Origin of the sequence: Anaerotruncus massiliensis (ex Togo et al. 2026), assembly GCF_030825285.1 — a bacterium.
GTDB classification, from domain to species: domain Bacteria; phylum Bacillota; class Clostridia; order Oscillospirales; family Ruminococcaceae; genus Anaerotruncus; species Anaerotruncus massiliensis.
The window spans coordinates 1-11,352 of the sequence record NZ_JAPJQF010000070.1 but is presented as its reverse complement, the minus strand read 5'-3'; the positions used below and the strand labels follow the sequence as shown (position 1 = coordinate 11,352).

The window sequence follows — 11,352 nt, the reverse complement described above, 5'->3', positions numbered from 1 at the left end:
GGCGCGTCCGGGTCGGTGGGCGCGTCCGGATCGACGGGCGCGTCCGGATCGACAGGCGCGTCCGGGTCGGCGGGCGCGTCCGGGTCAATGGGCGCGTCCGGGTCAATGGGCGCGTCCGGGTCGGTGGGCGCGTCCGGGTCGACGGGCTCGTCCGGGCCGACGGGCGCGTCCGGAACCGCGGAATCCGCGGATTCGGACCGCGCGGCAGGCGCGGAGAGGTCCTCCTGCGCCCACACCGGCCCGGCGCCCATGGTGCAGACCATGAGCGCCGCAAGCAGCAGGGACAGTCCTCTTTTCATCCTTTTCTCTCTCATGCTCGGTTCTCCTTCTCTCCTCACGCGTTTACATGCTTACTCTTTCACGCTTCCGACAAGGAAGCCCTTGGCAAAGTATTTCTGTACGAAGGGGTAGATGCAGAGGATGGGGACGACGCTGACAATGATGACCGCGCATTTGACCGTCTCTGCCGGGGGCATGTTGGCCAGCGGCAGGGCGAGGTCGGAACCGCTCGCGTTGAGGATGATGCCGCGCATGATGTTTTGCAGCGGCAGCTTGGCGTTGTCCACGATGAACAGCGAGGAATAGAACCACTCGTTCCAGTGCCAAACGGCGTACATCATCCCCACCGTCGCGATCGACGGCAGGCTCAGCGGCAGCACGATCCGCCGGAAGAGCTGGAACTGGTTGCAGCCGTCAATCATGGCGGCCTCCTCCAGGCCGGGCGGGAGCTGCTGGTAGAACGCCTTCATGATGAAGATGTATACCGAATTGATCGCGAAGGGCAGGATCATCGACCAGAAGCTGTCGTAGAGCCCCACCCCCTTCACGAGCAGAAAGAGCGGCACGAGCGGCACCGGGAAGACGATCGCCACATTGATCAGCGCGATGACCAGCCTGCGGCTGGGCAGGTCGTTTTTCGAGAGCGCGTAAGCCATCGTGCAGGTGAAAAACAGCTGGGTGGCAGTGCCCGCGACCACGCGCATAATGGTGACGCCATAGGCGTTGAAGATGCTCGATCCCTTGGAGAGGATCATCCGGTAGGCCGCCGCGTCGAACACCTCGGGGATCAGGATAAAGGTCCCCCGGCGGGAAATCTCGTCCTGCGACAGGAAGGACTGCATGAGGACGATGAACATCGGCAGCAAAAAGCAGACGCAGAGCAGGACCAGCAGGGTGATGTTGACCACTGTAAAGACTTTTTCGCCCGTGCTCTTGCAGGCCATACGATCACTCCTTTACGAATACATATTCTGCTGGCCCATCTTGTTGGCGATAAAGTTGGTGATCATGACCAGCATAAACCCGATCACCGATTTGAAGAGGTTGACGGCGGTGGCATAGGAATACCGGAACTCGGTGAGCCCCGCCCGGTAGACGTAGGTGTCGAGGATGTCGCTCACCTTGTAGACGCTGGGCGAATAGAGCAGCAGCGTCTCCTCCCAGCCCTCGTTCATGATGACGCCGATGCGCATGATGAACATGATCGTAATCGCAAAGCTGATGCAGGGCAGGGTGATCCTGGTGATCTGCTTGAGCTTTCCGGCGCCGTCGAGCGCGGCCGCCTCGTAGAGCTGCGGGTCGATGCCGGACATCGCGGCGATATACACGATCGAACTCCAGCCGATATTCTTCCACGCGATGGCCCCCAGCAGAATCTGCCGGAACCAGTGCACGTCGGTGACATAGTAGCTCGGGACGCCGCCGAAGTGCGCCACAATGGCGGGAACGATTCCCCCGTTGGTGGAAAAGAGGGTGAACACAAGCCCCGCCAGCACGACGTTGGAGACGAAATAGGGCATGTAGGACACCGTCTGCACAAAGGTCTTGAAAAATTTACTGCGCACCTCGTTGAGGAGCAGCGCCAGCAGGATGGGCAGGGTGAACTCGACGAGCAGGCGCAGGACCGCCAGAATCACCGTGTTGCCAAACACGTTCCAGAAGTAATAGGAATTCAAAAACTCCTGAAAGTGCCGAAACCCCACCCATTCGCCGGTGAACATCGCCGACAGCCCCTCGAAGGGGGCCAGGTCCTTAAAGGCGATCATATACCCCGCGAGCGGGATATACCGGAAAACCAGAAAGTACAGGAGTCCGGGCAGCAGGAACAGGTATAACATCTTGTATTTCCACATCTTTGCGGGCAGCCCCCGCCTTGCGGGGACGCCGCCCTTTTTCCCCGCGGCGGGGCGCGGCAGTACCGCCGGCTGATTTCGCACGCTGATCCCTCCTATAGCCGGGAAGGCGGCGGGGGCCCGCGCCCCCGTCCGTCTCCCGCGGGCCGGCTTTCCGGCCGTCTATTTTACCTGTTCAAAATACATCTCGGTGTAGGCGTCGATCCAGTCCTGCATGCCCGCGTCGTAGAGCTCCTGCACGAACTGGTCGTACTCATCGATCGGGCGGGTGCCCATGATGAAGTTGATCGTCTCCTCCTCGAGCATCCTCGAGATGTCCGAGGCGCCGGGGACTCTGGCCTTGATGACCGCCGGGTCGTAGACGATGCCCGAATCAAACGGGATCTTGCCGCGCTTGAGGTCGGTGTGCTCGTTGGTCAGATATTCCTGGTGACGGGCCTGCTGGGGGTTGTCGCCCGAGACGGCGGTCTCCATCGGGAGCCCGATCGCAAAGGCGTATTCCGCGTAGTACCCGGTCTTTTCGCCGATCGTCTCGTAGATGTGGGCGTCCTTGTCCTTCCACTTCCAGAACATCCCCTCGGGGCCGTACCAGGTGACCATATGGTTGGCGGGATCGCTGTAGATGAAGTTGAGCATGTCGATGACCGCCTCGGGATGCTCGCACTTGGCGGAGATGAGCGCACCGGTGGTGGAGGCGGGCATGGCGGTCTCCGCCTTGCCGGACGGTCCCTCGAGTCCGTCGTGCTGGTAGTCGTAATTCGCCTCGGGGAAGGTCTTCTGCAAGTCGTAGAGGGAGAGGGTGATGTTGGAGTACCACACCGCCGCGGAGCCGACCTTGCCCTGCTTGACGATCTCGCGGATCTTATCCTTGCTCAGAGAGGCGAATTCGGGATACATGTAGCCCTTCGTGTACCACTCGTTCATCTTGGCGAGGAAATCCTTGAAGCCGGGCTGCAGCTCGGCGGGTTTGATCTTGTTGTCGGTGGGGTCGAGCCAGTTGCTGTAGCCATACTCGGTGAACGCTCCGAGGAAGGAGTTGTGCAGCCCCTTGGAGGAGTGCTTGCCCGCGATGTCCGCCAGCAGCGGGATGGTGCCCTCGCCGCCCGTGCCGTTCTCCTTGAAGGTGCGCAGGACGTTGTCCAGTTCATCGATCGTCCTGGGCATCTCCAGGTTTTCCTTCTCCAGCCAGTCGGTCCGGATCCAGGTCGGGTTGCCGAGGTTGGGCGTGCTGCGCGGCACGCCGTAGATGTTCCCCTCCTTGTCGGTCATGGCCTTCCACGCCTCTTCCGGCCATGCCTTCACGATGTCCTGTCCCTTGCCGTCAAGGTAGCTGTTGATCGGGACGATGACCTTTTTGCTCGCGTATTCCGACCAGTCCCCCCAGAAGAGGTCGACCTGGTCGCCGCCGGCGAGCAGGAGGTTGAGCTTTTCCGTCTCGTTGCCCGCGGGCGGCACGATCACCTGAACGTCGTAGCCGGTGTTTTCCAGCATCCACTGGTGAATCTGCTCCATGATCGCGGGGTCGGCGCCCGCCTCGGAGCCCGCGCCCGCGATCGAGCCGCTGTTGTTGTAGACGACGATCTTGACGGGGGACTGGGCGCCTTCTTCCGCCGGGGCGCCGGGAGCGGCGCTGTCCGCATCGGGCGCGGGAGCGGGGCTGTCGCCGCCGCAGCCGGTCAGGCTGCCCGCCAGCATCATCGCGGCGATGGCGGCTGCAAGAATCCTTCTCTTCATTTCTCTTTTCCTCCTATTTCATTGAAGTCGGTTATCGTGCGGCCGGGTCCCGGCCACACCCCGAGTATAAAAAGGAAGCCGCTATTTTGAAAGGGCGGCATTTTGACTAATTCCATCAAAAAACCTACAAAGTCAAAAATAAATAGATAAAAATGCTATATTTATCGTTTTCGCCACGAAAATTTTGCCCAATATATGTAAAACCGCCCCGCCGCTTACGCGGCGGGGCGGTTTTACGGCGCCTACCGGCCCTGGTTCATCCTGCGGTAATCGCCGGGGGTCACCCCCGTGGCGTCCTTGAAGACCTTGATGAAATAGTTGATGTTGGAGTAGCCGAGCCGTTCGCAGACCTCCTTGATTTTGAGGTTGCTCCCCGTGAGCAGCTCCTTTGCCTTTTCCACCCGCATCCCGGTCAGGTAGTCCATGAACTTGACGCCCGTCTCCTTTTTGAAAATCCGGCTGACGTAGGCGGGGTTGAGGTTGAGCTGCTGCGCGACCGATTCCAGCGTGGTGTTCTGGCTGCAGTCCGCGCGGATGATCGCCAGGACCTGTTCCACACGCGCGTCGCTTTTTTTGGTGGCGAGAGTGCCCAGGCAGTCGGCCGTGGCCGTGAGCACCCCGTCGAACCACTTGAGCGCCGCGCCGATCCCGTCGAGCCGGAGCAGCTCGTCGTAAAGGTTCCGGGTGTCCCCGTACACCCTGCCGGGCGGCACGCCCGCCGCGTTGACGAGCTTGACGACGCTGGTGAGCACGTCCATGTAAAGGCTTTGCACCTGCCGGTATTCGAGCGGGTCGTTCTCCTGCATGAGCTCCTTGAGCAGCTCCCGGAAGGCCCGGCAGGCCTTCTCCCCCTCCCCCGACTGGAGCGCGTCGAGGATCTTGTCGATGCGGTCCTGGCTGTAGCGGAGGACCCCCTTTTCTCCGGCGGGCGCGTCCGCGAAGAGCACGCCGTCCTCATCCGAGAGTTCCCGGCGCAGCAGGGCACGTTCGGCCTCCAGATAGGCCCGGCGCAGCTCTCCCACCTCGCCGATCTGTCCGCTGAGCACGACGGTGCAGGGGATCTGCGCCGCGCGCGCCAGCTCCCGGCGCATCCCCTCGAGCTTATCCATCAGCTGCGCGGTATCGCCCTCCGCCGCGTTGAGCAGCGCGACCACCTTTCCGTCCTCCATCTCCGCCAGTTCAAACGGGTAGGGGCGGAGATTGTCCAGCAGGTAGCTGAGCAGCAGGTCCTTTTTGATGCTCAGCGGGCCGAACCGGTCCCCCTCCTCCAGCGCGTCGTAGGAAAAGAGCACGATCCGCAGGCTGCGGTCGTCCAGCCCGATGTTCAGCAGCTTGAACTGCCGCCGCACCTCCTCCTCCGAGTAGTCGTTGCGGCGCAGCAGGGAGATCAAAAAACGCCGCCGGTGCACCGGCAGACTGTTCTGCAGGCGTTCGACAAGGTCCATCTCATTCATCTTGAGTTCCTCAAAGACGCCGGCCAGCCCGTCGAATTCGTTTTTCCAACCCGATTTCCGGGGGCTTTCCCCCACGATCTCCATCAGCCTCTCGATGGGGGAATACAGCCTGCGGGAGGCGACCGCCGCCGCCAGGATCACGCAGGCCGTCACTCCCGCGAGGCTCAGCAGGAACACCATCTGCAGCGCCTCGACCCCCTGGTAGAGCTGCTGGACGTCCGAGACCATGACAAAGTTCCAGCCGAGCTTGTCCGACTCGAGATAGCTCAGCAGGTAGCGTTTCCTGCCCAGCTTTCCCGAATCCCAGTGGTACTGCCCGTCCCTGAACGCGTCGACGCGCTCCCTTTGGATCAGCTGCTGCAGTTCCGGATACCGGTAATCCTTCAGCAGGAGCTCCCCCTCCCCCGAATAGGCGAAGAGGCTGTCGGTCCCCTTCCGCTCGATCTTCAGCACGATCTGGTCGTAGAACTTGCGCGCGTCGATGTTGACCGCCATGAGGTTCATCTCGTTGTAGTAGGAGCGGAAAACGAGCGTGATTACCTGCTGGTTTCCCTTATAGGGAAAATCAACCGTCCGCGTGTCCATGACCGCCGGGGAGATGAAGGCCTGGTCCGCGTAGCCGAACCACTCCTTGTCGAAGAAATCCGCCATGCCGTACTGCAGGCCCGCCGACGAGTAGACAAGCCCCTTGCCCGAATCGCAGAAGTAGATCGAGTCGATAAAGGCGTTCGTCAGTTCAAAGCTCCGGAGCTGTTCAAGCATCCGCGCCTTTGCCTCGAGGTAGCGGGCGGTCCCCCGGAGGTTTTCCCCGACCTCGAGGGAGGAGATCAGCTTCTCCATGCCCTTGCCGTCGGTAAACGTCTCAAAGGTTTTGAAGGAGGAGTCGAGGATCGTCTGCCTTCCGCTGTCCTCGATCTGGCTGAAGACCACCTCCATCGCGTTGAGGGTCTGGCCCAGATAGTTCTGGCTGAACAGCGCCATCTGCCGGGACATGTTCTGCCGGGCGTTCCCAAAGAGGATCGCCCCGAGCACCAGCGGCGGGATGGTTGCGATCACGAGCAGGCAGCAGGTCAGCCGGACGAAATACCGGCCTCCCGCGAGCGGCAGTTTCATACTCCACACACCCCTTCCGTTTTCCGTTTCACCCGGGCGTACTCTCCCGGACGATCAGGGAGGGCTCGACCACCACCGACCGCCGCCGGGCGGATTCGTCCCCCTCCGTCATGGCGCAGATGAGCTCCGCCGCCCGCCGCCCGACCTCGTATGTCCGGAAGTCCACCGTCGTCAGCTTGGGGCGGAAGCTCTCGCAGAGGGGCGTGTTGTCGTATCCGACCACCGCGAGCTCCCGCCCGACCTTCCGGCCCAGCCGGGCGGCGGCGTCGTAGACGACGCAGGCGGCCGCATCGTTGAAGCAGAAAACCCCGTCCGCCCGGCGCTGCAGCAGGCGGGTCACCGCCCTTAACGCGTTCTCGGGTTCGCCGGGCGCGCAGGCGAAGCTCACCAGCGACGGGTCCTGCTCCAGCCCGTTCTCCGCGAGCGCCGCCAGATAGCCCTGGTACCGCTCGGCCGAGGTCTGGTAGATGGGCGGGGAGACATAGGCGATCCGCCGCCGCCCCGTGCGCACGAGGTGGCGCACCGCCAGCTTTCCTCCGAGGAAATTGTCCGACTTGACGACCGGCGCCTGGATGCCGGGGACCTCCCGGTTGCAGAGCACCAGCGGCACTCTCCGTTCGAGGATCCGCATGAGCGGGCGCAGGTCCGTGCCCTCGTAGACCGCGGGGATCAGGATGATGCCGTCCGTCCCGCCCTCCAAAAACCGCTCGAGGCAGGCGGTCTGCCGCCGCACGCTGTTGTCGGTGTTGCTGAGGATTACGTCGATCCCCCGGTCGCCCGCCGCGTCCTGGATCCCGCGGATGATCCCCGGATAGGTGTCGTGCTGAATGTCGGGGATGACCACCGCCCACCTGCGCCCGCCCTCCGCATGGTGCGCGGCGGGCAGCCGTCCCGTCGTATAGGTGCCGCTTTTGTCGCGGGCGTAGAGCAGGCCCTCGCCGATCAGCTCGGAGACCGCGCGCTCGATCGTGGTGCGGTTGACCCCGAAGCGCTCCGCCAGCGCCGCGCGGGAGGGCAGTCTCTGCCCGGGCGGAGAGCCGGCGAGCTCCTCTATGAGCAGTTCCTTGACATGGTCGTACAGCCGTCTCTCCATGATCTGTCCCCCTCAATAATATCTAGACGGTCTAGATTCAAGAAAAGTCTACCATCCTTCCCGCGCGCCTGTCAATCCATCCGCGGACCGGTTTGTGGCATCTCACAATCCCGCGGGGCCGCTTTTGTGGGGAAACGAAAAAAGGAGGCCGCCGGACGGCCTCCTTTTTTATTCCGCTTTTACGATATCCTCCCGCCAGCTCGGCGCGACCGCCCTCCCGGGCGGGCAGAGGAGGAACCGCGTTTCGTCCCACGCCCCCGCGAGCAGTGCGTCGAGCAGCCCGGCTCCCCCGGGGACCGCCTCGAACCGCCACCCGTATTCTACGGCCGCCTCCCGCGCGCGGCGGGCGTGCGCCGGGCTCGGGCAGGCGGGCGGATCGATGTAGATGCAGGTGTCATAGGCCGAGATCCACGCGTTCTCCTGCTCGAGCAGCCACGCGGCGTTGTCGGCGCCGTAGCGTTCGGCATACTCCCGCAGCTTCGCGTCGTACCAGGTGCGGGAGGGGGTCTTCGCAAAGTCGAGCCAGCCGGGCGTGTACCAGTAGATGCCGCCCCGGCTGTGGAAGTAGTCGAGGTAGCGCCGCTGGGAGCCGAGCAGGACCCCGATGCAGTCGTCGGTGCGGGGCAGCACAAGGGGCAGCCTCCCGGCGCGTACCCCCGCAAGCCCGCCGCCGCACAGCCCGTAGCAGAGCACAATCGCGTCGAGCCGGCCATCGGGCGGAGCCTGCGCGTCGGCGCGCTCGATCTCCGCGAGGGTTTCCGTAAGGCGGCGGCGCAGCTCATCGGGCGTGTCGTGCAGCCCCTGGGGAAGCCAGTGCGTCTCCACGGCGCTGCGGCTCTTTTCGGAAGCGGCGGTGAGCTCCCGGCCGAACACCTCGCAGGCGACCGCCGCCAGCCGCATCATCCGATGCCGCCGTAGGCGACGCCGAGCACCACCACGGCGGCGGCGAGGAAGACGTAGACGTATTTGGCGAGGAAGTCGAAGCCGCGCACGAGCGGTTTTTTCCTGCCGGTGGTCAGCTCCTTTTTGATGGCGGGCAGGCCGAGCACCCAGTAGATCATCACCGCGCCGAGCACCGCGCCGACCGGCACGATATAGATCGTGATCACGTCCATCCAGCTGCCGGTGTAGGGCTCGTACTCGATGAAGAGGCCGACCGCGAAGACGACCGCGCCGGTCAGCAGCACGGCCGGGGTGCGTCCGAGCCCAAACTGCCGCTGGACCGCCTCGGAGCAGACCTCCAGCATGTTGATGAGGGAGGTGACCCCGGCAAAGAGCACCGACAGGAAGAAGAGCACCGCGAAAAGCCGCCCGGCGGGCATCTGCGCGAAGACCTTTGGCAGCGTGATGAAGATGAGGGGCGGGCCCGCCTGCGGGTCGAGGCCGAAGGCGAAGACCGCCGGGATGACCGCCATGCCCGCGACGAGCGCGGCGGCGGTGTCGAGCAGGGCGGTGAGGGCCGAGGCATGGGGGATGTCCTCCGTTTTAGAGAGGTAGCTCCCGTAGATGATCATCCCCGAGCCGGTGATCGACAGGGAGAAGAACGCCTGTCCCATCGCCATGACCCAGGTGGTGGGATTGAGGAGTGCCTCCCACTGGGGGATGAAGAGGTATTTGTAGCCCTCCGACGCGCCGTCCAAAAAGCCGACGCGCACGGCGATCACGATGAAGAGGAGGAAGAAGGCGGGCATCATGACCTTGTTGACCTTTTCGATCCCCTTGATGATGCCGCTGACGAGGAAGAGCACGGTCAGCAGCACGACCGCCAGATGCCACGGCACGCTGCCGAACCGTCCGGTCGCCTGCGAAAAATAGGCGTCCGACGCGGTGGAGAAGAGCTCCCCGGTGGCCGCGCCCGCCATCGAGCGCAGCACCCAGCCGACGATGACCGCGTAGCCGATGGCGATGCCGAGCGACCCGAGCAGCGGGAACGCGCCGAGCAGCCTGCCGCCCCGTTTGCCGCGCGAACGCATCGCGTAGTCGTAGGAGCCGACCGGGCCGGTCCCGGTGAGCCGTCCGAGCGCGAACTCGCCCGACAGCCCCACAAGGCCGAAGAGCGCCACAAAGAGGAAATAGGGGATCAGAAACGCCGCGCCGCCGTATTTCCCCAACCGGTAGGGGAACATCCAGATGTTCCCCATGCCGATCGCCGAGCCGACCGACGCCAGGATGAACCCCAGACGGGTGCCAAAGGTGCCGTTCGGATTTTTGTTTGGTGCATCCATCTCATACCCTCCGATCATTCTGTTTTTCCCCGGGCGGGACAGAAAAAACCGCGGCAGGGGTCCTGCCGCGGTTTTCGGCTGCGAAATCTTACTTGACGACCTCGCCCCAGACCTCGCCGGAGCAGCCGGCCGCGTTGGCCTCGTCGGTGTCGATGTGCATCGCCGGGCGGAAGCTCGGGCTGACGCGGATGACCACGTCGCCGAAGACGAGCGCGCGGCCGGGGTTGTCGATCTTGACCGAAACGATCTCCTTGTCCTTGACGCCGATCTTCTCGGCGGTCTCGGGATCGAGGTGGACGTGGCGCTTGGCCGCGATCACGCCCTGCTTGAGCTCCACCTCGCCGCACGGGCCCACCAGCTTGCAGGGGGCGCTGTTCTCCACGTCGCCCGACTCGCGGACGGGCGGGGTGACGCCGAGCGTGCGCGCGTCGGTCAGCGCGATCTCCACCTGGGTGGAGGGGCGGCAGGGGCCGATGATCGACATGTTCAGCGTCTTCTTGGGGCCGACCACGTCGACGCGCTCCTCGCAGGCGTACTGTCCCGGCTGGGAGAGCTCTTTCTTATAGTGCAGCTTGGCGCCTTTGCCGAACAGCGTCTCGAGGTCCTCCTCGGTGACGTGCAGATGGCGCGCCGAAGTCTCAACGATAAATCTTTCAGACATTAACGGTTCCTCCATTTTGTGTAATTTTTTTACCGTATTCATTTTACGCCCTGCGGCGTTTTTTTTCAAGTAGCTTTGTTGCTGATTTCCGCTTCAATCTGTGCTATAATAAATACACTTTGCATATTCTGCCGCATGGGAGGGTCCGGAATGTATGAGAACTTTGACGAGCTGCGCGAGGCCGCGCTCGCCTGCCGCAACTGCAAACTCGCCGAGACGCGCCGCAACGTCGTCTTCGGTGCCGGCAACCCCGCCGCCAAGCTGATGTTTATCGGCGAGGGCCCCGGTGAAAACGAGGACCTCCAGGGGGAGCCGTTCGTCGGGCGGGGCGGGCAGCTGCTCGACCGGATGCTTTCCCATGTGGGCCTTTCGCGCGAGCGGGACGTCTACATCGCCAACATGGTCAAATGCCGTCCGCCCAAAAACCGCGACCCCGAGCGCGACGAGCTGGACGCCTGCATGGGCTGGCTGCGCAGCCAGGTGCGCCTCATCCGCCCCAAAATCATCGTCTGCCTCGGGCGGGTCGCCGGCTGCGCGCTCATCGACCCGGGCTTTAAGGTCACCCGCCAGCACGGCGAGTTCTTCGAAAAGAACGGCACCGTCATGATGGGCACCTTCCACCCCGCCGCGCTGCTGCGCAATCCCGCCAACACGCCCGGCGCCCTCGACGACTTCGTCCGCCTGCGCGAGAAGTACGACGAACTCACTTAGGGAACGAGGGGACGAGGAACGGGGGGACGGGTGGCTTGTTGATTAGGGGAACTTTCGGGAAAGTTCCCCTGAAACCCCTCAAAGCTTTTGGTTCAGGCGGACCGCCGCCCCCTCCCTCCGCCGCGCCCCGTGGCGGAAAGAAAAAGGCGGCCGCCCGGAGGGGCGGCCGCCGAAGCGCCGGGGGTATTGCCCCGCCCGGACGAGCGGGAATTCACTGCTGAGATACTCC

At 63.6% G+C, this 11,352-nt stretch carries 10 protein-coding genes; 1 reads left to right on the top strand and 9 read right to left on the bottom strand.

The window, feature by feature from the left end; translation table 11 throughout:
- The 9 genes from RCI06_RS13370 to pduL form a co-directional block, all read right to left on the bottom strand.
- On the bottom strand, positions 1-299 hold a 299-nt coding region (locus RCI06_RS13370), incomplete at its 3' end, for a hypothetical protein (protein ID WP_306576353.1).
- A gap of 51 nt (positions 300-350) precedes the next feature.
- Complete coding sequence (locus tag RCI06_RS13365) at positions 351-1,223, bottom strand: carbohydrate ABC transporter permease (protein ID WP_306576352.1); 873 nt, start codon at positions 1,221-1,223, stop codon at positions 351-353.
- A 12-nt stretch (positions 1,224-1,235) separates the two neighbouring features.
- The gene (locus tag RCI06_RS13360; RefSeq protein ID WP_101552537.1) at positions 1,236-2,216 is read right to left on the bottom strand and encodes a sugar ABC transporter permease; all 981 of its coding nucleotides are present in this window, start codon (positions 2,214-2,216) and stop codon (positions 1,236-1,238) included.
- Between the two features lie 78 nt (positions 2,217-2,294).
- Positions 2,295-3,866 (bottom strand): extracellular solute-binding protein, encoded by a 1,572-nt coding sequence (locus RCI06_RS13355; protein ID WP_306576351.1) that lies wholly within the window; start codon positions 3,864-3,866, stop codon positions 2,295-2,297.
- 242 nt (positions 3,867-4,108) lie between these two features.
- A complete protein-coding gene (locus RCI06_RS13350; protein WP_306576350.1) occupies positions 4,109-6,433 on the bottom strand; it encodes a helix-turn-helix domain-containing protein in 2,325 nt (774 codons plus the stop codon).
- A gap of 28 nt (positions 6,434-6,461) precedes the next feature.
- Positions 6,462-7,526: a GntR family transcriptional regulator gene (locus tag RCI06_RS13345; protein WP_101552544.1), complete on the bottom strand. Its 1,065-nt coding sequence runs from the start codon at positions 7,524-7,526 to the stop codon at positions 6,462-6,464.
- 168 nt (positions 7,527-7,694) lie between these two features.
- Complete coding sequence (locus RCI06_RS13340) at positions 7,695-8,429, bottom strand: DUF1638 domain-containing protein (RefSeq protein ID WP_306576349.1); 735 nt, start codon at positions 8,427-8,429, stop codon at positions 7,695-7,697.
- Entirely contained in the window at positions 8,426-9,751 is a 1,326-nt protein-coding gene (locus RCI06_RS13335; RefSeq protein WP_242970874.1) for a sodium-dependent transporter, read from the bottom strand. Before RCI06_RS13335 ends, RCI06_RS13340 begins: the two co-directional genes overlap by 4 nt.
- A gap of 88 nt (positions 9,752-9,839) precedes the next feature.
- A complete protein-coding gene (gene pduL, locus RCI06_RS13330) occupies positions 9,840-10,412 on the bottom strand; it encodes a phosphate propanoyltransferase (protein WP_101552550.1) in 573 nt (190 codons plus the stop codon).
- Between the two features lie 150 nt (positions 10,413-10,562).
- Here pduL and RCI06_RS13325 point away from each other — a divergent pair, with 150 nt between their 5' ends.
- Positions 10,563-11,123: a uracil-DNA glycosylase family protein gene (locus RCI06_RS13325; protein WP_101552552.1), complete on the top strand. Its 561-nt coding sequence runs from the start codon at positions 10,563-10,565 to the stop codon at positions 11,121-11,123.
- Positions 11,124-11,352 lie beyond the last annotated feature (229 nt).